The following is a 20,501-nucleotide window of genomic DNA, read 5'->3' as shown; positions in this document are numbered from 1 at the left end:
CGGCAGCGAGGGCCGGGCGCGGGCCGGCGGGGTGGCGGCTCTCCGCGCCGCCACCTCTGGACTTCGCCGCCCTCAGGCCGTGGCGGCTTCGCGCAGGCGCTTCTTGTCCGGCTTGCCGACGGGCGTCAGCGGGATCTCGTCGACCAGGTGGAGCGCCTCGGGGGCGAAGATCCGGCCCTTGCGCTCGGTGACGAAGGCGCGGAGTTCGTCGAGCCGCGGCCGCTGCCCCGGGGCGGGGACGACGGCGACGTGGACGTGCTCCGTCTCCTGGTCGTCGCGGACGCCGAAGACCGCGCAGCGGGCGACGGCCGGGTGGGTGAGGAGGAGGTCCTCCACCTCGGACGGGTAGACGTGCCCGCCGACCACGATGATCAGGTCCTTGACCCGGTCGGAGAGGTAGAGGTAGCCGTCCTCGTCGAAGTAGCCGACGTCGCCGGTGTTCAGCCAGCCGTCCCGCAGCACCGCGGCGGTGAGGTCGGGCCGCTTCCAGTACCCGGCCATGATGCCGTCGGAGCGCAGGTGGACCTCGCCCTGTTCGCCGGTCGGCAGGTCGGTGCCGTCGAGGGAGCGGATCGCCACCTCGACGCCCGGGGCGGGCCGGCCGACCGGGACCTGGATGCTGTCGGGGCCGATCCGGACGTGCTCCTGCGGGGTGAGGTAGGAGATCAGCTGCGCCTCCGACATCCCGTAGACGCCGACCAGGACGGGCCCGAACACCTTGAGCGCCTCGCGGATCCGGGTCGGCGAGGCGGCGCTGCCCCCGTAGAGGATCTGCCGCAGGCTGGACAGGTCGGTGCGGCCGATCGCCGGGTGGTCGAGCAGTTGGTGGAGCAGCGCCGGCAGCACCCAGAGGTCGGTGATGCGTTCGCGTTCGACGGCGGCCAGGACCGCGCCGGGGTCGAAGGAGCGCTGGAGGACCACCGTGCCGCCGCGCTGGAGGGTCAGGTCGGACATGATCCCGGCGAGGTGGGCGAGCGGGGTGGCGGCGAGGAGGCGGGGCGCGCCGTCGACCGGGTCGCTGCCGACCGGGGCGTCGAAGACGCGGCGGTAGGGCCCGTGCAGGCTGAGGATGCCCTTCGGGATGCCGGTGGTGCCGCCGGTGTGGCGGATGCCGAGGTCGTCCTCCGGGCCGATCCGGACGTCCGGCGGTTCGGCGGGGCGGTGGGCGGCGGCGGCGATGACGTCCTCGCCGAGGGCGCCGGGGGCGCGGTCGGCCGGCCCCGGGCCCAGGGTGAGGACGGTGGGCCCGTCGAGCAGCGGGAGCAGGCGGGCGGCCGAGGCGTACCGTTCGGCGTCCACGAGCAGGAGGGTCGTGTCGACGCTCGCCGAGATCTCGGCCAGGACCGGCTCGCTCATGCCGTCGTACAGGTTCACCACCCGGGCGCCCGCGAGGCCGGCCGCGTACCGGGCGACGAGGGCCTCGGGGGTGTTGCCGGTCAGCAGGGTCACGGTGGTGCCGAGGGCGGCGCCCCGGGCGATCAGCTCGTGGGAGAGGCGGTAGGCGGCGGCGGCGAGGTCGCCGGCGGTGATCCCGGCGCCGTCGGCGGTGACGACGGCCCGCCGGTCGGGGTCGGAGGCGAGGGACCGGAGGATCAGGGCGGGGCCGCTGACGAACTCCGCGTCGCCCATGGCTACTTCTTCCTTGCAGTTTGCAACCATGGCCACAGGCTAACCCCACCCGCACCGTCGTACCGGGGAGGTTCTGCCGGTAATTGGCGTGAACGCATCGCCATCGGCGCAATCATGACGGTCCGTCATGTCGATGGCGCCGCGCGCGCCGCCCCGTCCGGGTGAACCACGCGGGGGCCGGTGCGTCGCCCCGCTCAGAACGCCGCCGGGGGCCGCAGGGCGAGGTCGGTGGCGGTGGCCCAGTGCTCGGTGGCGGCGGTGACGATCACACAGCCCTGCTGGGAGGGGAGTCGGGGGACGAGGGCGCTGCGGCAGCCGTGGCTGTGGTGGACCTCGACCGGGACGCGGACGCCGTGGAGCAGGACCTCGCCCGGGGTGGGCGGGCCGTCGAGCGGGGCGAGGTGGGTGCGCGGGTCGAGGCGGTCCGAATGGGCCAGGAAGGTGGAGAGTTGGGACTGCGGGGTGGTGAGGGAGCCCACCCGGTGGCCGGCCGGAACGGGGCGCGAGGTCTGGACGACGGCGACGAGTTCGCCGTCCAGGTGGTAGTTGAGGTCGAGGTGGCAGAGGTAGCCGTCGGAGGACAGCCGTCCCAGCAGGAAGGACCACCCGGGCGGAGCGGCGCGGAGCGCGGCGATCTGCTCGCCCCACTCCTCGGCGGTCTCGCGGTGGGTCGGTATGCGGATGCTGCGCGGGCCGGTGTCGCGAAACAAGGGCTTTCCCAACGAGTGGTGGCTGATCGGTCGTTGGGACGAGTATGCGGGTGGCGCCCGGCAGTTCGGGGGCGGACCGGTCGGTAGGCTCGGGCGCGGTCCAGAAGTGATCCGTTCCGGACGGGGAGTGATCCGTGGCGACGTACGTTCTGATCCATGGCGCGGCGGCCGATGCCTGGTACTGGGGGCCGCTGGCGGCCGAGTTGCGCGGGCGGGGTCACGAGGTGGTCGCGCCGGGCCTGCCGTGCGACGACGACGCGGCCGGGCTCGCCGAGTACGCGGACGCGGCGGTGGCGGCCGTCGGGGACGGGCCGGGCGAGCTCGTGGTCGTCGCGCACTCGTTCGGCGGCTTCACCGGACCGCTGGTCTGCGCGCGGATGCCGGTGGACCTGCTGGTCATGCTGCATGCCCAGGTGCCGGCGCCCGGGGAGACACCGGGCGCGTGGTGGGAGAACACCGGCTACTGGGCGGCCCGCCGCGAATCCGACCGCAGCAGGGGCGTGGCAGAGGGCGCGGAGGAGGACGAGCGCGCCCTGTTCCTGCACGACACCCCGGCCGCGCTGGCGGAGGAACTCCTCGCGACGCACGGGCGGCGGCAGTCCGCGACCCCGTTCGGGACGCCGTGGCCGCTGGAGGCCTGGCCGCAGGTGCCGACCAGGTACCTGCTGGCCACCGGCGACCGGTTCTTCCCGCCCGCGTTCCTGCGGCGGCACGTCGAGGAGCGGCTCGGCTTCCGCCCGGACGAGATGCCGGGCGACCACCTCCCCATGCTCGGCCACCCGCAGGAGCTGGCCGAGCGGCTGGAGGCGTACCGGGCCGCGCTGTAGCCGCCGCGCGGCGGCTGGGGGGATCAGGGCGCCGGGCAGGTCTCAGGCGGGGACGTTCGACGCGTCGGAATCGGGTACGACCTCGACGGACGCCAGCTGCTCGGGCGTCAGTCACGCCGTGGCCAGGCTGCTCCTGGTGAAGCGTGCTCCGGAAAGGTCGGCGTCGGCGAAGGAGCTGCCGCTCGGCTCGGCGTCGGTGAAGGAGCTGCCGCTCGGCTCGGCGTCGGTGAAGGATGCGCCGGCGAGGACGGCATGGTCGAAGCGGCAGCTCGTGACGGTCCTGCTCGCCCGGCTGGTCAGCTGGTGGGGCTAGAGCGGTCGCACGTCAACCCTGCGGACGGCCACCCGCGTGCCGGCCGGCTGGAGGTCGCCGCTGTCCCGAACCACTGCCGTCCCGGGGCGCGTGCAGCCGTGGCTGCCGAGGGGCCGGAGGAACGGGAGCCCCTGACGGTGGAGCAACTGCACGACACCCTCGCAGCATGGTTGGGCACGAGCGAGCGATAGCACCGTCCGGTCATCGCCCGGTGTCGTCGAGCAGCTCGCGCTTGGCCGCTCGGAAGTCCGCCAGGGCCCGGGGGTCGTTGTCGAAGTAGTCGTTCCAGAAGTTCGGGCGCTGCCAGAGGGCGTGGGCCAGCCGCATGCGGCCGTTCTCCAGGACGAGGGTCCAGCTGGAGGGCAGGTGTGCGTCGACGGTCTCGAACATCGCCGGATCCCAGAATGAGCCGGGGTCGTTCCCGCTGTCGTCCAGGACGCGGATCATCCAGTAGTCGGGTCCGGTCATCATCTCCAGGACCGGGTAGACACCGCCCACGTGTATCGCGGGATGAACCGCGATCGTCTCGTCGCTCTGCGGATCGATGATCTGGGTGCACTTCACTCGCATGGAGGCAGTCTTCACCAAGAAGTGGACCGGGTGGCTGTTCGGTGGCGCGCGCCGGCTGCGGGCGAGGTGGGCCGCGGTGTGACCGGTCAGGACGTAGCCCTGAGCCGGGTCCTTCGGCGCACAGGAAGTCGGCGGGGCCGACTTCCTGTGCGGGGCTACGGGCGGGGGCGGGGGCGGTGGTGGCCAGGCCGGGGGGCGTGGCTACCACCGCGCGGGAGCCGTCACGGAACGGTCAGGCTTCGGTGGGCAGGAGCGCGGCGAGATCGCCCAGGACCCGGGCGGCCGGTGCCGGGTCGACCAGCCACTTCAGGTGGCTGCCGGGGAGCGTACGGACGTCGTAGGGATTGTCCGGGGTGAGCGCGTCGCCCTCGCGGATCATCCGGTCCTGCATGGCGAGCGGGATGCCGGCGTCCTCGCTCAGCCGGACGTAGGTCCTGGGGATGCGCCCCCAGGTGTCGGCCTGCGCCCGGTCGTCGGGGGTGCCGGTGTCGAGGTTCTCGTCGGGCTGGAAGCTGTTGAGGAAGACCATGAGCTGGTCGTCCGTGCCGTCGGCGAGGAAGGCCGCCTTGAAGCCCGCGAGGATGCCGGGGTCGGCGGTGCGGAAGTTGCAGCGCAGCAGCCCGAGTTCGGCGGGGTTGCCGACGAGCGCCGCCGCCATCCCCGCGGCGTCGGCCGTGGCCATCTCGGGCTCGGCGTAGTAGGCGCCCACCGGGAGGTCGACGGGGGCCCAGGAGGAGACGTAGACGATGCGGTCGATCAGGTCGGGCCGCCGGTTGGCCGCGACGGTGGCCGTCAGGCCGCCGCGGCTGTGGGAGACCAGGACGACGGGCCCGTTGCGCTTGGCCCGCTCCAGGATCCCGATCAGGTGCGCGACGTTGTCGGCGAGGGTGACGCCCTTGATGGCGCCGGGCACGGTGGCGAGCCCTTCGAGGTCCTGCGGCGCCTGGTAGGCGGCCGGGTACGTCGCGGCGAATCCGTGCCCCGGGAGGTCGACGGCGACGGACCGGTGCCCGAGGAGGCCGAGTTCGGCTTGAAGCGGCGCGAAGGAGAAGGAGTTCGCGAAGGCTCCGTGGACCAGGACGAACGTCGGTTGCATCTGTCTGCTCACTTTCTGACCTCCGTGCGGCGGCGACATGCGCGTCGCACGGGGGCAGCCGTCGAACAGCTGCCCAACTGTTCGACGGCACACAGTACTCAGCGAATGATCATTGCACTACCCGGAAAGGCCGTTCGCCGCCTGGGTGCGGCAGTGGGTGAGGGCGTACTTGAGGCGGGTGTCGGGGTTGGGGGTGGTGGTGAGGAGTTCGCCGGCGGTGACGAGGGTGGTCCAGTAGGTGGCGGGGTTGCCGGTGCGGGGGAGGGGGCGGGCGGCGGCGAGGGAGAGGTAGGCCGCGGTGAGGTTGCCGGTGGTGAACCAGCGGGTGAGGCCGTGGTGGTGGCCGGGGCGGATGCCGCCCATGGCGTCGATGGCGGTGAGGAAGTGGTCGACGACGGCGAGTTCGGTGTCGGTGAGGGAGGCGGGGACGTCGAAGACGCCGAGGGCTTCGAGGAGTTCGCCGGTGTCGGTCTCGGAGCCCGCGCGGGGGTTGGCGAGGAGGGCGTCGTGGCACTCGTTGAGGCGGCGGACGGTCTCGGCGAGGGGGATGGTCAGGGCCAGGCAGACGGCGCGGGCGGAGGGCAGCGGTTTGTGGGTGCGGCGGGCGAGGAGGGCGTAGGTGTCGGCGGGGGTGCGGCCGCGGGAGAGGGCGTGGCCGGCGAGGGTGGTGAGGTGCATGGGGGGGGGGTCGGTCTTTCAGGCGGTGACGAGCGAGATGGTGGGGCCGGGGGCGGGCGCGACGAGGGCCCAGACGTACTTGCCGATGCCGCCGGGGCGGTTGGCGCTGCCCCAGCGTTCGGCGAGTTCGTCGACGAGGAGCAGGCCACGCCCGTGTTCGTCGTCGGGGGTCGGGGTTCGGGGGGTGGGGTGGTCGGTGCCGGCGTCGTGGACTTCCAGGCGCAGACGGGAGCCGGTGACGGTGAAGCGGACCTCGATGTGGCAGTCGTCGGGGGCGTCGGAGTGCTGGACGGCGTTGGCGAACAGTTCGCCGAGGAGGAGTTCGGCGGTGTCGGCGTAGCGGTCTCCGGCGGGGAGGGCGGAGAGGTACGCGCGGAGGAGGTAGCGGGCCAGGGGCGTGGACTCGGTACGGGAGTCGAGGCGCGCGACGAACATGCGGGGGCGACGGTGCGTTTTGAGCATGGGGGGACCTCGGAAGGGGCGGAGGGGGGAGTGCGACAAGAGCGCACGCAATCACACTGCGCATGCAGATGATTGCGTTCCGGTATCAATGATCGGCCCGTGGGAGTACGGTGACGCCCAGATCCACGTGTTGAGCACGTGACGCACAGCTGGGAGCAGTGATGGCACACCGGAAGATCAAGCGCGGACCGACGGCGAGCTCCGCGATCATGTTCGGCGAAGAGGTCCGCTATGCGCGCGAGTTGGCATGCCTTACCCAGGAGGAGCTGGGCAAGCTGCTCCACCTCGACCGGACGGTGATCTCGCGGACGGAGAGCGGGCAGCGGAGGCCCTCGGTCGAGGAGGTCGAGGAGCTCGGGCAACTGCTGAACACCGGTGACCTGCTCATGCGGCTGTACGGGCGGGTCGACTGGAATGCGTCGATCGAGCACCCGGACTGGTTCCGGGATCACGTGGACCTGGAGGCCATCTCGGTCGGGGTTCGGGTGTACCAGGATGGCGTGGTGCACGGGCTGTTGCAGTGCCCGCAGTACGTGCGAGCGCTCTTCGCCACTGGCGATGCAGCTGGCAATCCGGAGGAGATCGAAGAGCTGACCAATGCTCGACTCAGTCGACAGAGTCGATTTCTGGCGCCCAATGGGCCGCTGCTGGTCGTCATTCTCGATGAGAGCGCCATCCGGACGGTTATCGGAGGGCCTGGCGTGATGAGAAGCCAGATGGAGCACCTGTTGCGGGTGGCCCAGCTCCCGAACATCGTCATCCATGTAGCGCTGTTCTCAAGTCGGCAGGCTCTGATCAACACGGCTATGGTGTTGCTGGAGCTGCCGGATGGGCAGCGCTTGGTCTACTCGGAGAGCCTCGATCGGGGGCATCTCAATGAGGATCCCGCCAGTGTGACCAAGCATCACCATCGGTTCGACCAGCTCCGTGGCGAATGCCTGTCAGAGAGCGACTCGCGTCGGCTGATCGTCGATGCGCTGGAGGGTTTCAAAGATGATGAGCAACGAGCTCGCCGTGACCGCCTGGCGGAAGAGCAGCTACAGCGGCAACAACGGCGGCGACTGCATCGAGGTAGCCCCCGGATTCCCCGGCCTCGTTCCGGTGCGTGACTCCAAGGACCCGCAGGGCCCGGCCCTCGTTTTCCCGGCCGCTGCCTGGGAAGCCTTCGTTGCGGCCGTCCGTACGGGCGACCTTCCCGCATAGAACTCCCCAAGGAGTTGGCTGTGTTGATCTGGCGGAAGAGCAGCTACAGCGGGGACGACGGCGGGGACTGCATCGAGGTGGCGCCCGGATTCCCCGGCCTCGTTCCGGTGCGTGACTCCAAGGACCCGCACGGCCCGGCACTCGTCTTCCCCGACTCCTCGTGGGGCGCCTTCATCGCGGCAGTCCGGGCGGGCGAGTTGCCGATCGAGGGCTGATCCACCCCTCCACACCCCTCGGGGCGGGGCGCCGACCGGTGCCCCGCCCCGCCGTGTCTCTTCTGTCTCCTGCCCTTAACTACTTCGCCTTCGCCCGGTAGGCCCGCTTCTTCACCAGCGCGCCGCAGGTCTTCATCGAGCACCAGCGCCTCGCGCCCGCCCGGGACGTGTCCACGAACGGCGTTCCGCAGTCCGGGTTTCCGCAGATGCGGACGCGTGTCCGCTGCTCGGACCCGCAGAGTTCGATCAGGTCCCGCGCGACCATCGACAGCACCGCTGCCACCCCGTCCCCGTCCCACCGCACGGATCCGGCGTCGGCCGACAGGACGGGCACCGAAGTCGGTTCTGCCGCCGCCCCGTTGACCACGGCGACGTCCTCGCGCTCAGCCGGCGCCCCCTCCGCCAGTGCGACGCCGATTCGCTGGATCGCCTCGCGCAGCCGCCGCGCTCCCTCCAGCTCGACCTCGTCGCACCTCGGCGCCACCGCCGTGCAGCCGCTCTCCACGCCCCACCGGCTCAGGTCCTCCGGCCCGGCCAGCCGTTCCACCCGCACGTCCTTGCCGCGGTCGGCCAGTGTGCCGGCGAAGGCGAAGCACAGTCGTGCGTCGTCGAACCGGAAGTCGGTCCTGGCGCGCTGGCGCCCTTCTCGTCGGCCGTCCCCATCGCTCATGTCCACCACTCTATGCGGTTGACACGACTCCTCGCCTCCACATAGCTTCCAAGTCCACCGCTTCAACCGGTGGACATCTCCCAAGGAGGTCGCGTCCATGCGCGCCGCAGTCATCGAAGAACTCCACCAGCCCCTCGTCGTCCGCGAGGTGCCCGACCCCGTCTGCCCGCCGGACGGCGCGATCGTGCGCGTCGGTGCCAACGGCATCTGCCGCACCGACTGGGCCCTGTGGGCCGGGGACTTCTGGACCGGAGGGCCGCAGGTCCAGCCCCCGTTCGTGCTCGGCCACGAGTTCGCCGGCACCGTCGTGGAGGTCGGCCGGGACGTCCGCGACTGGCGGGACGGCGACCGCGTCATCTTCCCGATGAACCCCGGCGAGGGGTCCTGCGAGATGTGCCGCAGCGGCAATCAGCACGTGTGCGAGCACGTGGACTCCCTCGTGCCCGGGGTGTCCTACTGGGGCGCCTTCGCCGAGTACGTCATGGTCCGCTTCGCCGACGTCAACCTGGTCCGGGTCCCCGAGTCCGTCGGCTTCGTCGATGTCGCCGCCCTCGCCTGCCGCTACATGACCGCCTTCCACGGCGTCGTGGACCAGGCCCGGGTGCGCGGCGGCGAATGGGTCGCGGTGTACGGGGCCGGCGGCGGCATGGGGCTGTCCACGGTGGAGATCGCCGCGGCCACCGGCGCCAACGTCATCGCGATCGACATCTCCGACGAGAAGCTGGAGGCCGCGCGCGCCCTCGGCGCCGTCCACACCGTCAACGCGGCCGTGGACGAGCCGACCGAGGCCGTCAGGACCCTCACCCGGGGCGGCGCCCACGTGTCCGTCGACGCCGTCGGGATCGCCGAGGCCTGCCGGAACTCCGTCCTCTCCCTGCGCACGCGCGGCCGCCACCTCCAACTCGGGCACACCACCGGCGCCGAGCGGGGCGACGTCCCGCTGCCGATCGACGTCATGATGGTCAAGGAGCTGGAGATCCTCGGTGCCTTCGGCATGCAGGGGCAGCGGTTCGGCACGATGCTCACCATGATCGAGGCCGGCCGCCTCAACCCCGGCAGGATCGTCACCCGCACCGTCGGCCTCCACGAGGCGGGCTCGGTGCTGGAGTCCCTGGAGACGTACGGGCCGACCGGTGTGGTCGTCATCGACGAGTTTCGGGGCTGAGCGGCCATGGCAACGGACACCACCGGGCCCGCCCCCCGCCTGCTGATGGACCCGGAACTGCGCCGGGCCCTCGACGCCGTCCCGATGACCCCCCGCGGCGCCTTCGACCTCACCGACATCGCCGCGACCCGCGAGACCCTCCGCTCCTTCGCCGCGGCCGTCGCCGCCGCCACGCCCGACGAGCCGACGGTCACCGTGGAGGAACACCGCGCCGTCCGGCCGGACGGTGGACCGGACGTGCCGGTCCGCATGCTGCGACCCACCACCGCGACCGGCGCGCTGCCGGTGCTGCTCTGGTTCCACGGCGGCGGGCAGGTGCTCGGCTTCGCCGCCCAGGACGACCCCTGGCTCAAGCAGCTGGCCGCGCGGCTCGGCTGCGCCGTCGCCGCCGTCGACTACCGGCTCGCCCCCGAGACCCCCGCCCCCGGCGCCGCCGAGGACGGCTACACCGCCCACCGGTGGCTCGTCCGCGAAGCGCCCGCGCTCGGCCTGGACGGCACCCGGATCGGCATCGCCGGCCAGAGCGGCGGCGGAGGGGTCGCGGCGGCCACCGCCCTGCTGGTCCGCGACCGCGGCGGCCCGGCGCCGCTGTTCCAGGCGCTGATGTACCCCATGCTCGACGACCGCGACCGGACCGCGTCCAGTCGTGAGATCACCGACATCGGCATCTGGGACCGCTCCACCAACCGCCTCGCCTGGCAGGCGGTCCTCGGCGACCACGCCGGCACCGACGACGTCTGCCCGTACGCCGCCCCCGCCCGCGCGGAGGACCTCGGCGGGCTGCCGCCGGCCTTCATCGCGGTCGGCGAACTGGACTGCTTCCGCGACGAGGACCTCGACTACGCCATGCGCCTGCGCGCCCACGGCGTCCCGGTCGAACTCCACCTGTACCCCGGCGCGTACCACGCCTTCGACCTGTTCGCCCCCGAGTCGCAGCTCGCGGAGAGCTTCCAGCACACCTGGACCGGCTACCTCGCCCGCCACCTCCGGGCCCCGACGCCGTAGCCCGCCCCGAGCCGCCGCCCCGCACCCCCGCGTGCGGGGCGGCGGCCGCCCGTTCGCCCGGGGGTGGTCGGAGGCACCCCACCAGATGGTCTATAGTTTTCCTCATCACCCAGATGCGCGGGTGGCGGAATAGGCAGACGCGCTGGATTCAGGTTCCAGTGCCCGAAAGGGCGTGGGGGTTCAACTCCCCCCTCGCGCACAGCGAACGGCCGGTCGATCTTCGGATCGACCGGCCGTTTTGTCGTCCGGGCATGCGTCGAGGCCGTCCCTCGACCGTGTCGGGTCGGTGGCGTTGTGGCCGGTCGGATGTGGCTCTCAGGGTGGGGCGGGATGGGCGCCCGGTGCTCTGGCGGTGACGGAGCCGGGCGGTCGGTCCTGTGGCCGAGGTGTGCCGTCAGGCCGCCGACGGGTTTCCGGCAGGAAGCAGCCGGCTCCGGGCGGGCGGCGAAGGCCCGGCCGACGCCGGGGGAGCGAAAAGGTTGGTATGTGGGGTCGACGGACCCGGGTAACGTTCTTGTCGTGTTCTTCCAGACACCGATTTACGAGTGAGAGCGTGACGGGCTCCTGTCGACGTCCTTCGACGTCGCCGACCGTCCCCTATCGATGAATCCGTAGATCACTTCACATCATTGACCGGAGACCCTGACCGTGAGCAAGAACATCAACAACCCCGTGGGCATGGGTGGCGGCCAGCGCAAGAGGCTGTCTCGCGCCGAACGGCAGAACAACGGTCCGCACCGCAACCTCGACCGCCAGGGTGCGGCCGACCAGAAGGCGGAGCTGGTGCGAAGGATGCGCGACAAGACGGGCACGGCCGAAGGCGCCGCGCAGGCGGGCGACGACGCCGCACAGAGCTGACGCACCGCCGCCGCAGGGGCGCGGGGCAGGGCCCGGACCGCGACGCGCGGTCCGGGCCTCCTGCCAGTGGAGTCAGGTTCCCGTGGCTGACGAGCCGGGCGACGGCGGGTTCGACCGGGGGTCGCCATCGCTGGTGCGCCCCCTGCCTCGTCGGTGTCCCCCACAAAGAACGGCCGGTCGACCTCGCGGTCGACCGGCCGTTTCGTCATTCCAGGGACCGGATCAGGCCCGCCCCGGAGCCCGCACCTGCGGTGGTGCGGGGTTCGTCAGCCCTGCTGCCAGGTGGCGCCGGAGCCGGTGAACGCGCCGGAGACGCCGCTGTCGTCGGCCCAGATCCAGAAGTCGGTGTGCTGGACTCCGTCGGAGTTGACCACGGAGTTCGCGTCCGCGACGCCGGCACCGTGCTGGTTGACGATGAACTGGCCGCTGCCCCAGGTCGCGTCCAGGCCCTCCTGGGCCGAGGCCAGGCCGGCGGCGCCGATCACGAGCGGGACGGTGAGGGCGCTGACGGCCAGGACACGCTTGAGGGCACGCATGACGGTCTCCTCCAGGGAGTACGGGGTAACAGTTGGCAGCGCCGGCCGGCCCGGCCGCAACCAGACAGCCATGTGCCGCCGGCCCCCGCAATCGGCGCCGCCGTCCGAACGGAGTTGACGGTATGTCAGGATCGCCGTGCCGACCTGCGGAAATGGCCGATCGGGTGATCGTATTGAGGGATCGTCCGGGCGGAGCAGGTGCTCTCCGGGTGGGCCCATGGGAACGGCCGGTCGACCTCGCGGTCGACCGGCCGTTTCGTCATTCCAGGATCCGGATCAGCGGCGGCCCTGTCCCGGGGCCGCCCCCGTACGTCCGATGGTGCAGGGTTCGTCAGCCTTCGTGGGTGGTGGCGCCGGAGCCGGTGAACGAACCGGTGACGCCGTTGTCGTCGGCCCAGATCCAGAAGTCGGCGTGCTCGACGCCGTCGGGGCCGACGTGGGACTCGACGGCCGCGAGGCCGGCGCCGTTCTCGTTGGCGGTGAAGAAGCCCTTGCCGTAGTTCGCGTCGATGCTGCCGTGGGCCGAGGCCAGGCCGGCGGCGCCGATCACGAGCGGGACGGTGAGGGCGCTGACGGCCAGGACACGCTTGAGGGCACGCATGATGGTCTCCTCCAGGGAGTACGGGGTAACAGTTGGCAGCGCCGGTCGGCCCTGCCAGAACCAGACAGCCATGCCCTGCCAGTCCCCGCAATCGGCGCCGCAATCCGAACAGACCTCACGGACCGTCAGACACACCGCTGCGACCTGCGGAAATGGCCGATCGGGTGATCGTATTGAGGGATCGTTCGGGCGGAGCAGGCGCAGGCCCGCCGACGGCGGACGGCCGGCCGGTCCTCGGACCGGCCGGCCGTCCGCCGTCGAACCGTCAGGACTTCCAGACGATCACGTGGGCCGCGACCGGCTCGCCGGCCGCGTCGAGCTCGACGGCGTTCCCGGCGACCACCCCGGCGTCGTTGACGAACAGCGCCTGGGCGTACGGGCTGAGCGGGGACGGCGGGAGCGGCACGGCCGTCCCGTCGGGCCTCCACAGCAGGGCCGTGGTGCGGTTCCAGTCCGGGCCCTGCGCCTCGCCGACGGCGGTTCCCGCGCCGTTGACCGCCATCGCCTCGCTCTGCCGGCCCGCCGGGCCGTCGAGCAGGGTCTGCGTACCGTCCGGGTTCCAGCGGGCGGCGAAGGCGGAGCGGTGGCTGTCGAACGTCGCCCCGACCACGGTGCCCGCGCTGTTGACGGCCCTCGTCCGACCGTAGCCGGCGTCGCGGACGGCGCCGCCGGGAGTCCACACCAGCACCCGGTCGAACTCCGTGCCTCCGGTGCGCCGCCCGTGACCGAGCACCACGCCGTCGTCGGTCATCCCGTCCACCCGGGCCCCGTCGAGGCCCGGCGGAAGCGGGAGCGCGGACACGGCGCCCGCCGGGCTCCAGAGCACCGGGGTCTCCTGGGAGCGGCCGTCGCCGAGGCTCCGCTCGGAGGTGCCGGCGACGACGCCCGCGTTGGTGACGGCGGCGGTCGAGCCCGCGGTGTCGCCGGGCAGCAGCGGCAGATCCACCCTGGTGCCGTCGGCCCGCCACTTCAGGGGCTTGGACCGGTACGTGTCGTCGTACGAGCCGCCGGCCACCACGCCGGCGTCGTTGACCGAGGACGCGCTGCCGCCGCGGACACCGGCCGGCAGCGCCAGCGCCGTGGCGGTCCCGTCCGGGGCCCAGCGGACCGGGTGGTTGTCGGACATCGTCCGGTAGGAGAGCCCGACCACGGTGCCCGTGCCGTTGAGCCCCACCGGGCGGCTGGACAGGTCGCCGGTCAGCGGCGCCAGGACGGTGTAGCCGAGATGGTCGGGATGCCAGCGCACGGCGCGCGGGGTGAACTGCCCGGAGACGTCCGCGTAGTACTCGCCGACGACGGCGCCGTCGCGGCTCAGGCCCCGCGCCAGGCTGTAGGCGGTGCCCGGCGGTTCGGGAAGGAACCGCGGGGTCGGCAGCGGTGCGGCCGGAGCGGCCGCCGTGGCCGTGGGCACCGGGCCGAGCAGCAGGGCGGCGGACGCGGCGGTGGCGACGAGGGTCGCTGCGGCGACGAGGGCCGCGGGGCGCGGGGGACGCGAGCCGGTCGTCCGGCGGACTCCCGTCCCGTCCGTCGCGTCCGTCCTGTCGAGGTCGAGGTCGAGGTGGAGGCGGGCCGCGGCCATCAGGGCTTCCAGATCATCGCGCGCGGGAGGTCCTGCGCGTTCGGCGCGTCGTACCAGGTGGCATCCCCGGCGATCACCCCGGATTCGTTGACGAGGAGGGCCCGGGCGTAGGGGCCGAGCGAGGACGGCGGGAGCGGCACGGCCGTGCCGTCGGGCCGCCACAGCACCGGCGTGCGGCGGTACGGGGTCGGACCCTCCGCGAAACCGACGGTCGTGCCCGCGGCGTTGATCGTGCTCGCCCAGGCCTGCCGGCCCGCCGGGGCGTCGAGCAGCGTCAGCGTGCCGTCCAGGGTCCAGCGCGCGGCATGCTCGGAGCGGTCGGCACCGAACGTCGTTCCGGCGATGGTGTTCGCGTTGTTGACGGAGCTCAGCCGGCCGTAGGCCACGTCCCGGGCGGTGCCGTTCGCGTCCCAGGCCACCACCCGGTCGAACTCGGTGCCCCCCGCGCGCCGTCCTTGGCCGAGGATCACGCCGTCGTTGGTGATCCGGACGACCCCGGCCGCGTCGATCCCCGGGGGGAGCGGAAGCGCCGTCACGTCGCCCGACGGGCTCCAGACCACCGTCCGGGTCCGGGACTCGCCGCCGACGGACCCCGAGGACCAGCCGATGACGAAGCCCGCGTCGTTGATGAACGAGGCCGAGCCGGTGCCGTCGCCGGGCAGCAGCGGCAGGTCGACCCGGGTGCCGTCGGCCTGCCACTTCAAGGGCTTGGACCGGTAGCCGGAGTCGTACCAGCCGCCGATCACCACACCGGCGTTGTTGATCCTGGACGCGCTGCCGCCGCGGGCTCCGGCCGGCAGCTCCAGCGCGGTCGGGGTGCCGTCCGCCGCCCAGCGGACCGGGTGGTTGTCGGTCAGCGTGGCGAAGGAGACCCCGACCGCGACGCCCGCAGCGTTCAGGGAGCCCGGGCGGGTGGCGACCTCGCCGGGCAGCGGTTCCAGGGTGGTGACGCCGGACCGGTGGGCGTTCCAGCGGAGCGCGCGCGGGGCGAACCGGTTGGGGATGTTCAGGTAGGTCTCGCCGAGGATGTCGCCCGCGTTGTTCAGGTCGTACACCGAGCTGAGTGGGGCGGCGTTCGCGGGCAGTGGCAGCAGGTGCGGGGTCGGCAGTGGTGCGCCCGGGTCTGCCGCCGTGGCCGTGGGCACCGGGCCGAGCAGCAGGGCGACGGCCGCCGCGGCGGCGGCCGGGGCGGCTCTGCGAAGGGTGGGGGAACCAGCCATCCGGAAACTCCTGTCGTGTCAACGATCAAGTGGATCAAGAGAGTTGATGCTCCGTCGGATTCGGGTCGGTCGGGTTCCCGGTCCGACGGCCAAGTCTCATCCACGGTCGGTTCGTTGGCAGGGCGATCGCCGAATCGGCCGGAATCACACCCCTTTTGGGCGCGTCCGCGGGGTGGCGGCGGAGCGGTTCCGAACGGTTTGGGGCGGTCTCGTGCGATGTCGGACGACTGTGACGGGTGCCCTGGCGGCGGGTGCCCGGGCGGCCGTCCCGACCGGACGGGCCGCCGCCGGGCCCCCGGGCGTACACCGTGAAGGAGGTCAGGCCGGCGGGCAGCGCCCAGGCCCCGGCGCTCCGGATGGACACCTTGTAGCGGTGCGGGCCGTCGTCCCGCTGGACGGGTGCGGCCTGGGCGGCCGTCGCGGCCAGCGCCGCGACGGTGGAAGCGGTCGCCACAAGGCCTTGTCGGAAGAGCTTTTGATTGATCGTCATTCATGCGATGGTCTGGAACTCCGGCGGCCTGGCGGCGGCTTCGACCCGTATTCACGCGAACGGGTGGTCGCGATCCGGCCGAGTTCGCGGCGACCCCCGCCGCCCCCCCGCCGACCCCTCGCAGACCCCCCGTCGACCCCCACCGGCGACCGCCGATGTGCCCCCGACGGGTCGCCGGGGGAGGCCGCCGGAGCTCCTCCCTCGATCGGGGGAGGGCGGGGGCGAGGAGGCCGGTGATACTGGCGAACATGATCAAGGGAATGCGGTTGCTGCTGCGCAGGTCGACGTACACGGGGGTGCTGTTCGCGGTACTCGGAGCGCTGGCCGGGCTGCCGGTGGCGATGGTGGCGCTCGGGATGACGCTCGGGGTGTCCGGGCGGCCGGACACGGTCTGGCTGGCGCTGCCGCTGTGGGTGCTGCTGCTCGCGGTGGCCGGGCTGCCCCGAGCGGTGCGCCGGGTGCTGGCGGCGGGCGCGCGGCGACTGCTGGGCGTCGCGGTGCCCGCCCCGGTGAAGGGGGCCGCGGCGGAGCGCTGGCGGACGCCGGCGTTCGTGGTGGCGCACGTGGCGCTCGGGTGGACGGTGCTGATCGGCGGCAGCACGCTCCTCGTGATGGGGATGACGCTGCCGGGACGATGGGTGGAGGGCTCGGCCCGGGTCAGCCTCTTCGGCTGGGGCGCGGACGTGACCGGCGTCTGGTCGTGGGTCATCGGGGCGCTCAGCCTGGTCCTCGCGGCGGTGCTGCTCGCCGGGGCGTCGGGGGCGCTGCGGTGGCTGGCACCGCGACTGCTCGGACCCTCGCCCGCCGAGCGGCTCGCCCTGGCCGCCGAGCGGGAGCGGCTGCTGGCCGAACGCAACCGGCTGGCCCACGAGTTGCACGACTCCATCGGGCACACCCTGACCGCCGCCACCATCCAGGCGGCCGTCGCGGGGGAGGTGCTCGCCGACGACCCGGCGGCGGCGCGGGCCGCCATGCGCAGCATCGAGGAATCGACCCGGGCCGCGCTGGAGGACCTCGACTACGTGCTCGGCGCACTGCGCGAGGAGCAGACCGGCACCGCCCCGACCCGCACCCTCGCCGACCTGCCCGAGCTGATCGACCGGCTGCGGCACGCGGGCGCCGTCGTGGCGCCGCGGACCACGGGGGACCTCGCGCAGGTGCAGGGCACCCTCTCCCGGGCCGCCTACCGGATCGTCCAGGAAGGGCTGACCAACGCGCTGCGGCACGGCACCGGCGGTCCGATCGAGCTGCGGGTGACGGCGGGACCGGAGGAACTGGAACTGACCGTGGTCAACGGGACGGCGGGCGCGGCCGAAGGACCGGGCGCGAGCGGCTTCCCGACCTCCGGGCACGGCCTGCCCGGGCTGGCCGAGCGGGTGCGGCTGCTGCACGGCGAGTTCGAGGCCGGCCCGGACGGCGACGGGCAGTGGCGGCTGGCGGTCCGGCTGCCGATGCGGTGGTCGGCGTGAGCGGCGCCGGCCCCGACGCGGGCGCGCCGTCCGACGTCACCGTCCTGATCGCCGACGACGACCCCCTCACCCGCAGCGGCCTGGGCACCCTGCTCGGCGCCCAGCCCGGCATCACGGTGGTCGGGAAGGCCGCCGACGGCATCGAGGCGGTCGAGCAGGCCCGGCTGCTGCGGCCGGACGTGGTGCTGATGGACGTGCGGATGCCGCGCCGCAACGGCATCGACGCCACCCGCGAACTGCTGCGGGAGCACGCCGACCCGCCCAAGGTCGTGGTGATCACCACCTTCGAGAACGACGCCTACGTCACCGCCGCGCTGAGCGCCGGCGCCAGCGGCTTCGTGCTGAAGCGGCGGCCCGTCCCGCAGATCGCCGAGGCGGTGCGGGTGGCGGCGGCGGGGGAGGCGGTGCTGTTCCCCGCCGCGCTGAGCCGGATGGTCGCGGCCCGGCCGCTGGACTCGGCCGAGGCGCTGCCCCGGGCGGCGCTGACCGGGCGGGAGGAGGGCGTGCTGCGGCTGATGGCGACCGGACTGTCCAACCCGGAGATCGCGCAGGCGCTCGCCGTCAGCCAGGAGACCGTCAAGACGCACGTGGGGAACGTGCTGGGCAAGCTCGGCGCGCAGAACCGGACCCACGCGGTGGTGATCGCGTACGAGAGCGGGTTGGTGGTGCCGGGGCTGCCGGGGGCGTAGCCGGCGGGGCGGGCGGGGGCGCGGCCCCGGAGCCGCTCCACCCCGGAGCTGCCACGGCCCCGGAGCCGCTCCACCCCGGAGCTGCCACGGCCCCGGAGCCGCTCCACCCCGGAGCTGCCACGGCCCCGGAGCCGCTCCACCCCGGAGCCGCCACGGCCCCGGAGCCGCGACGGCCCCGAGGGCCGCTACCGCACGGGGTCGATCGGGGTGAGGGTGCCGAGGCGGTCCTCGACGGCCTGGGCGGCGGCCAGGCACAGGTCCTCCCGGAAGGCACGGCCGACGAGCTGGACGCCGGTGGGCAGGCCGTCCGCGGCGAGGCCGGTGGGGACGGCGACGGCCGGTACGCCGACGAAGCTGGTCACCGAGCACAGCCGCATGGCCGAGTCGACCCGGTCGCGGCCCGCCTGGTCCCGGGACTCCAGTCCGGGCTCGACCGGCGGCTCGGTGAACACCGGGCCCAGCAGTAGCGGGTACTCGTGCAGGAACTCCGTCCAGGAGCGCCGGATGCTCATCCAGACGCTCATCAACCGGATCAGGCCGGGGGCGTCCACGGGCCGGGCGCCGCGCATCATCAGCTCGATGTAGCGGTCGCCGCCCTCGCCGAGCAACTGCCGCACGACGGGCCAGCTCGGCGCGAACTCGGTGACGGCGAGGCGGTGGTAGGCGTCGAGCGCCTCCTCCATCCGCGGGACGTCGGGGACCTCCCGGACGTCGTACCCGGCGTCGCGCAGCGCGTCGGCGGCGGTCTCGACGGCGCGGCGGACGGTGGGGTGCACCCCGTGGCCGCCGTGGCTGCCGTGACCGCCCGGATCGGCGACGACGGCGACCTTGATCGGGGCGGCGAGCGGTTCCCCGTACAGCGGGACGGGCACGGCGCGCGGGTCGCGCGGGTCGGTGCCCGCCAGCGTCTCGTAGGCGAGCCGCAGGTCGGCGACCGTACGGGCCAACGGGCCGTCGGCGACCAGGACCTGGGAGGCCGGGCCGGGGTCGTCCGGGCCGATCAGGCGCTGGTCGGCGGGGAACCGGCCGGTGGTCGGATTGAGGGCGGCGACCCCGCAGAAGGAGGCGGGGACGCGGACGGAGCCGCCGGAGTCGTTGCCGAGCCCGAGCGGGGCCATGCCGGCGGCGACCGCCACGCCGTCCCCGCCGCTGCTGCCGCCGGGGGTGCGGCGCGCGTCCCACGGGTTGCGGGTGTCGCCGTACAGCTCGCTGCGGGTGTGCATCCCGGCGAGGATCAGGGTCGGCAGGTTGCTGTGGCCGATCGGGATCGCCCCGGCCGCGCGCAGCCGGGCCACCGGGACGGCGTCGGCGGCGGCGACGTGGTCGCGGAAGCGCGGGCTGCCGAAGGTGGTCGGCACGCCGGCGATCGGGGTGCACTCCTTCACGGTGAACGGCACGCCCGCGAGCGGACCCAGTTCCTCGCCCGCGGCCCGGCGGCGGTCGGTCTCCCGGGCGGCCGCGCGGGCCCGGTCGGCGAGCAGCTGGGTGACGGCGTTCAGGTACGGGTTGACCTCCGCGATCCGGGCCAGGTGGTCGTCCACCACGTCCAGTGCCGACACCTCGCCCGTGCGCACGGCGGCGGCGAGTTCGGTGGCGGGCTTGCTCCACAGGGGCATGGGAGTTCTCCTCGGCTCTCCTCGGCCTGGTTCCGATGCGACCGCATCGGAACGGAATCACCATAGCCCGGGAGCCGATACGCTTGCATCGAATAAAAACGAGGACCGACGAGGGCCAACGAGGACCGAAGGAACGCGGAGGGAGACCGGGGATGCCCAAACAGGTGGACCACGAGGGCCGGCGCCGGCGGATCGCCGAGGCGGTCTGCCTGCTGGTGGACGAGCACGGGCTGGAGGGCGTCACGCTGCGGGACGTCGCCACCCGGGCGGAGGTCTCGATGGGAGCCGTCCAGCGCTGCTTCCACACCAAGGAGGAGATGCTCCTGTTCGCGCTCACGCACATCGGCGCGCGGGTCTCCGAGCGGGTGCGGAGCCGGCTCGCGGCCGGCCCGGCGCAGTCGGCGGCCAGCGAACTCGGACTGGTGGCGGGCGAGGTGGCGCTGCTGCGCGAGGAGCACCGGGCCGAGGCCAGGATCTGGCTCGCCTTCGTCGCCGGGGCCGCCGTCAACCCGGCACTGGCGGCGACCCTGCGCGGCAGCTACGCGGCACTGGAGGACCTGATGGTGCGGCTGGTCACGGAAGCCGCCGGCGGGGCGGCCGTCGGCGGATCGGTGATCGGCGGGGCGGCCGCGGGCGGGGCCGTCGTCGCACGGACCGAGGCCCGCGCGCTGCTCGCCCTCGCCGACGGGCTCACCACGCACGTGCTGGTCGGGCACCGGACGGTGGGGGAGGCGGAGGAGGTCCTGCACGCGCACCTGGCCGGGCTCTGGGCGCGCTGCTGATCCGTCGCCCGCCGATCCTTCGCCCGCTGTTGTCGCCCGCGTCACCGTCCAGTCCGTGGAAGGCCGGCGAACGCGGCGGCCGGGTGCGGCAGGATCGGGCCCGACGTCACCGGAGACG

General features: G+C 73.4%; 24 protein-coding genes and 1 tRNA gene. 11 read left to right on the top strand and 14 right to left on the bottom strand.

Annotation, left to right across the window (positions count from 1 at the left end):
- Positions 1 to 72 precede the first annotated feature (72 nt).
- Both ACZ6EM_RS26440 and ACZ6EM_RS26435 read right to left on the bottom strand, forming a co-directional pair.
- The gene (locus tag ACZ6EM_RS26440) at positions 73 to 1,629 is read right to left on the bottom strand and encodes an AMP-binding protein (protein ID WP_465773384.1); all 1,557 of its coding nucleotides are present in this window, start codon (positions 1,627 to 1,629) and stop codon (positions 73 to 75) included.
- 194 nt (positions 1,630 to 1,823) lie between these two features.
- Entirely contained in the window at positions 1,824 to 2,339 is a 516-nt protein-coding gene (locus ACZ6EM_RS26435) for a hypothetical protein (RefSeq protein ID WP_465773383.1), read from the bottom strand.
- A gap of 134 nt (positions 2,340 to 2,473) precedes the next feature.
- Here ACZ6EM_RS26435 and ACZ6EM_RS26430 point away from each other — a divergent pair, with 134 nt between their 5' ends.
- Positions 2,474 to 3,166, top strand: a complete 693-nt coding sequence (locus ACZ6EM_RS26430; protein ID WP_465773382.1) for an alpha/beta hydrolase — start codon at positions 2,474 to 2,476, stop codon at positions 3,164 to 3,166.
- Between the two features lie 111 nt (positions 3,167 to 3,277).
- Here ACZ6EM_RS26430 and ACZ6EM_RS26425 read toward each other — a convergent pair whose 3' ends face one another.
- The 5 genes from ACZ6EM_RS26425 to ACZ6EM_RS26405 all read right to left on the bottom strand — a co-directional run bounded on the left by ACZ6EM_RS26425 (position 3,278) and on the right by ACZ6EM_RS26405 (position 6,258).
- Positions 3,278 to 3,466, bottom strand: coding sequence for a pentapeptide repeat-containing protein (locus ACZ6EM_RS26425; RefSeq protein WP_465773399.1), 189 nt, complete (start codon positions 3,464 to 3,466; stop codon positions 3,278 to 3,280).
- Positions 3,467 to 3,680: 214 nt separating this feature from the next.
- Entirely contained in the window at positions 3,681 to 4,049 is a 369-nt protein-coding gene (locus ACZ6EM_RS26420; protein ID WP_401048999.1) for a hypothetical protein, read from the bottom strand.
- A gap of 232 nt (positions 4,050 to 4,281) precedes the next feature.
- Positions 4,282 to 5,145 carry an alpha/beta hydrolase gene (locus ACZ6EM_RS26415; RefSeq protein WP_465773381.1) on the bottom strand — a complete coding sequence of 288 codons (864 nt, stop codon included), beginning with the start codon at positions 5,143 to 5,145 and terminating at the stop codon, positions 4,282 to 4,284.
- Positions 5,146 to 5,262: 117 nt separating this feature from the next.
- On the bottom strand, positions 5,263 to 5,823 hold the full coding sequence (locus ACZ6EM_RS26410; protein ID WP_465773380.1) for a hypothetical protein: 561 nt from the start codon (positions 5,821 to 5,823) through the stop codon (positions 5,263 to 5,265).
- An 18-nt stretch (positions 5,824 to 5,841) separates the two neighbouring features.
- Positions 5,842 to 6,258, bottom strand: a complete 417-nt coding sequence (locus ACZ6EM_RS26405) for an ATP-binding protein (RefSeq protein ID WP_465773379.1) — start codon at positions 6,256 to 6,258, stop codon at positions 5,842 to 5,844.
- A gap of 188 nt (positions 6,259 to 6,446) precedes the next feature.
- Between ACZ6EM_RS26405 and ACZ6EM_RS26400 the strand changes: the two genes are divergently transcribed.
- From ACZ6EM_RS26400 to ACZ6EM_RS26390, 3 genes are read left to right on the top strand one after another with little or no spacing between them, the layout of a single operon-like run.
- On the top strand, positions 6,447 to 7,394 hold the full coding sequence (locus ACZ6EM_RS26400; protein ID WP_465773378.1) for a helix-turn-helix domain-containing protein: 948 nt from the start codon (positions 6,447 to 6,449) through the stop codon (positions 7,392 to 7,394).
- Positions 7,351 to 7,488 (top strand): DUF397 domain-containing protein, encoded by a 138-nt coding sequence (locus ACZ6EM_RS26395; protein WP_401056276.1) that lies wholly within the window; start codon positions 7,351 to 7,353, stop codon positions 7,486 to 7,488. The genes ACZ6EM_RS26400 and ACZ6EM_RS26395 overlap by 44 nt, the downstream gene beginning before the upstream one ends.
- A 20-nt stretch (positions 7,489 to 7,508) precedes the next feature.
- Positions 7,509 to 7,703, top strand: a complete 195-nt coding sequence (locus ACZ6EM_RS26390; protein ID WP_465773377.1) for a DUF397 domain-containing protein — start codon at positions 7,509 to 7,511, stop codon at positions 7,701 to 7,703.
- Between the two features lie 79 nt (positions 7,704 to 7,782).
- On the opposite strand, the gene ACZ6EM_RS26385 is transcribed toward ACZ6EM_RS26390, so the two are convergent.
- Positions 7,783 to 8,373 carry a CGNR zinc finger domain-containing protein gene (locus ACZ6EM_RS26385; RefSeq protein WP_401054967.1) on the bottom strand — a complete coding sequence of 197 codons (591 nt, stop codon included), beginning with the start codon at positions 8,371 to 8,373 and terminating at the stop codon, positions 7,783 to 7,785.
- A 97-nt stretch (positions 8,374 to 8,470) separates the two neighbouring features.
- Here ACZ6EM_RS26385 and ACZ6EM_RS26380 point away from each other — a divergent pair, with 97 nt between their 5' ends.
- The 4 genes from ACZ6EM_RS26380 to ACZ6EM_RS26365 all read left to right on the top strand — a co-directional run bounded on the left by ACZ6EM_RS26380 (position 8,471) and on the right by ACZ6EM_RS26365 (position 11,401).
- The gene (locus tag ACZ6EM_RS26380) at positions 8,471 to 9,538 is read left to right on the top strand and encodes an alcohol dehydrogenase catalytic domain-containing protein (protein ID WP_401054966.1); all 1,068 of its coding nucleotides are present in this window, start codon (positions 8,471 to 8,473) and stop codon (positions 9,536 to 9,538) included.
- A gap of 6 nt (positions 9,539 to 9,544) precedes the next feature.
- The gene (locus ACZ6EM_RS26375) at positions 9,545 to 10,543 is read left to right on the top strand and encodes an alpha/beta hydrolase (protein WP_465773376.1); all 999 of its coding nucleotides are present in this window, start codon (positions 9,545 to 9,547) and stop codon (positions 10,541 to 10,543) included.
- A gap of 115 nt (positions 10,544 to 10,658) precedes the next feature.
- A tRNA-Leu gene (locus ACZ6EM_RS26370) sits at positions 10,659 to 10,742 on the top strand.
- 443 nt (positions 10,743 to 11,185) lie between these two features.
- The gene (locus tag ACZ6EM_RS26365) at positions 11,186 to 11,401 is read left to right on the top strand and encodes a DUF6243 family protein (RefSeq protein WP_452181097.1); all 216 of its coding nucleotides are present in this window, start codon (positions 11,186 to 11,188) and stop codon (positions 11,399 to 11,401) included.
- 266 nt (positions 11,402 to 11,667) lie between these two features.
- On the opposite strand, the gene ACZ6EM_RS26360 is transcribed toward ACZ6EM_RS26365, so the two are convergent.
- The 5 genes from ACZ6EM_RS26360 to ACZ6EM_RS26340 all read right to left on the bottom strand — a co-directional run bounded on the left by ACZ6EM_RS26360 (position 11,668) and on the right by ACZ6EM_RS26340 (position 15,827).
- Complete coding sequence (locus ACZ6EM_RS26360; RefSeq protein WP_401056384.1) at positions 11,668 to 11,937, bottom strand: hypothetical protein; 270 nt, start codon at positions 11,935 to 11,937, stop codon at positions 11,668 to 11,670.
- Positions 11,938 to 12,268: 331 nt separating this feature from the next.
- The gene (locus ACZ6EM_RS26355) at positions 12,269 to 12,610 is read right to left on the bottom strand and encodes a hypothetical protein (protein ID WP_380545657.1); all 342 of its coding nucleotides are present in this window, start codon (positions 12,608 to 12,610) and stop codon (positions 12,269 to 12,271) included.
- Positions 12,611 to 12,803: 193 nt separating this feature from the next.
- Positions 12,804 to 14,117, bottom strand: coding sequence for a hypothetical protein (locus ACZ6EM_RS26350; RefSeq protein WP_452191728.1), 1,314 nt, complete (start codon positions 14,115 to 14,117; stop codon positions 12,804 to 12,806).
- Entirely contained in the window at positions 14,117 to 15,337 is a 1,221-nt protein-coding gene (locus ACZ6EM_RS26345) for a hypothetical protein (protein WP_465773375.1), read from the bottom strand. The genes ACZ6EM_RS26350 and ACZ6EM_RS26345 overlap by 1 nt, the downstream gene beginning before the upstream one ends.
- A 34-nt stretch (positions 15,338 to 15,371) precedes the next feature.
- Positions 15,372 to 15,827, bottom strand: a complete 456-nt coding sequence (locus ACZ6EM_RS26340; RefSeq protein ID WP_452180314.1) for a hypothetical protein — start codon at positions 15,825 to 15,827, stop codon at positions 15,372 to 15,374.
- 248 nt (positions 15,828 to 16,075) lie between these two features.
- Here ACZ6EM_RS26340 and ACZ6EM_RS26335 point away from each other — a divergent pair, with 248 nt between their 5' ends.
- Entirely contained in the window at positions 16,076 to 17,296 is a 1,221-nt protein-coding gene (locus tag ACZ6EM_RS26335) for a sensor histidine kinase (protein ID WP_465773374.1), read from the top strand.
- The gene (locus ACZ6EM_RS26330; RefSeq protein ID WP_401051204.1) at positions 17,293 to 17,985 is read left to right on the top strand and encodes a response regulator transcription factor; all 693 of its coding nucleotides are present in this window, start codon (positions 17,293 to 17,295) and stop codon (positions 17,983 to 17,985) included. The genes ACZ6EM_RS26335 and ACZ6EM_RS26330 overlap by 4 nt, the downstream gene beginning before the upstream one ends.
- 185 nt (positions 17,986 to 18,170) lie before the next feature.
- Here the strand turns inward: ACZ6EM_RS26330 and ACZ6EM_RS26325 are convergent, their stop codons facing one another.
- Positions 18,171 to 19,601: an amidase gene (locus tag ACZ6EM_RS26325; RefSeq protein ID WP_401051206.1), complete on the bottom strand. Its 1,431-nt coding sequence runs from the start codon at positions 19,599 to 19,601 to the stop codon at positions 18,171 to 18,173.
- Positions 19,602 to 19,753: 152 nt separating this feature from the next.
- On the opposite strand from ACZ6EM_RS26325, the gene ACZ6EM_RS26320 reads away from it, so the two are divergent.
- A complete protein-coding gene (locus ACZ6EM_RS26320) occupies positions 19,754 to 20,383 on the top strand; it encodes a TetR/AcrR family transcriptional regulator (RefSeq protein ID WP_465773373.1) in 630 nt (209 codons plus the stop codon).
- The last annotated feature ends 118 nt before the right edge of the window (positions 20,384 to 20,501 follow it).

The organism is Kitasatospora sp. NPDC041917 (assembly GCF_055589745.1).
This window is presented reverse-complemented; position numbering and strand designations above follow the sequence as displayed.

Excerpts from the sequence above, each read along its gene's own strand:
- ACZ6EM_RS26440 (WP_465773384.1), bottom strand. The coding sequence starts at position 1,629 with ATGGGCGACGCGGAGTTCGTCAGCGGCCCCGCCCTGATCCTCCGGTCC.
- ACZ6EM_RS26420 (WP_401048999.1), bottom strand. The coding sequence starts at position 4,049 with ATGCGAGTGAAGTGCACCCAGATCATCGATCCGCAGAGCGACGAGACG.
- ACZ6EM_RS26415 (WP_465773381.1), bottom strand. The coding sequence starts at position 5,145 with ATGCAACCGACGTTCGTCCTGGTCCACGGAGCCTTCGCGAACTCCTTC.
- ACZ6EM_RS26410 (WP_465773380.1), bottom strand. The coding sequence starts at position 5,823 with ATGCACCTCACCACCCTCGCCGGCCACGCCCTCTCCCGCGGCCGCACC.
- ACZ6EM_RS26405 (WP_465773379.1), bottom strand. The coding sequence starts at position 6,258 with ATGTTCGTCGCGCGCCTCGACTCCCGTACCGAGTCCACGCCCCTGGCC.
- ACZ6EM_RS26400 (WP_465773378.1), top strand. The coding sequence starts at position 6,447 with ATGGCACACCGGAAGATCAAGCGCGGACCGACGGCGAGCTCCGCGATC.
- ACZ6EM_RS26385 (WP_401054967.1), bottom strand. The coding sequence starts at position 8,373 with ATGAGCGATGGGGACGGCCGACGAGAAGGGCGCCAGCGCGCCAGGACC.
- ACZ6EM_RS26380 (WP_401054966.1), top strand. The coding sequence starts at position 8,471 with ATGCGCGCCGCAGTCATCGAAGAACTCCACCAGCCCCTCGTCGTCCGC.
- ACZ6EM_RS26375 (WP_465773376.1), top strand. The coding sequence starts at position 9,545 with ATGGCAACGGACACCACCGGGCCCGCCCCCCGCCTGCTGATGGACCCG.
- ACZ6EM_RS26360 (WP_401056384.1), bottom strand. The coding sequence starts at position 11,937 with ATGCGTGCCCTCAAGCGTGTCCTGGCCGTCAGCGCCCTCACCGTCCCG.
- ACZ6EM_RS26355 (WP_380545657.1), bottom strand. The coding sequence starts at position 12,610 with ATGGCTGTCTGGTTCTGGCAGGGCCGACCGGCGCTGCCAACTGTTACC.
- ACZ6EM_RS26350 (WP_452191728.1), bottom strand. The coding sequence starts at position 14,117 with ATGGCCGCGGCCCGCCTCCACCTCGACCTCGACCTCGACAGGACGGAC.
- ACZ6EM_RS26345 (WP_465773375.1), bottom strand. The coding sequence starts at position 15,337 with ATGGCTGGTTCCCCCACCCTTCGCAGAGCCGCCCCGGCCGCCGCCGCG.
- ACZ6EM_RS26340 (WP_452180314.1), bottom strand. The coding sequence starts at position 15,827 with ATGACGATCAATCAAAAGCTCTTCCGACAAGGCCTTGTGGCGACCGCT.
- ACZ6EM_RS26335 (WP_465773374.1), top strand. The coding sequence starts at position 16,076 with ATGATCAAGGGAATGCGGTTGCTGCTGCGCAGGTCGACGTACACGGGG.
- ACZ6EM_RS26325 (WP_401051206.1), bottom strand. The coding sequence starts at position 19,601 with ATGCCCCTGTGGAGCAAGCCCGCCACCGAACTCGCCGCCGCCGTGCGC.
- ACZ6EM_RS26320 (WP_465773373.1), top strand. The coding sequence starts at position 19,754 with ATGCCCAAACAGGTGGACCACGAGGGCCGGCGCCGGCGGATCGCCGAG.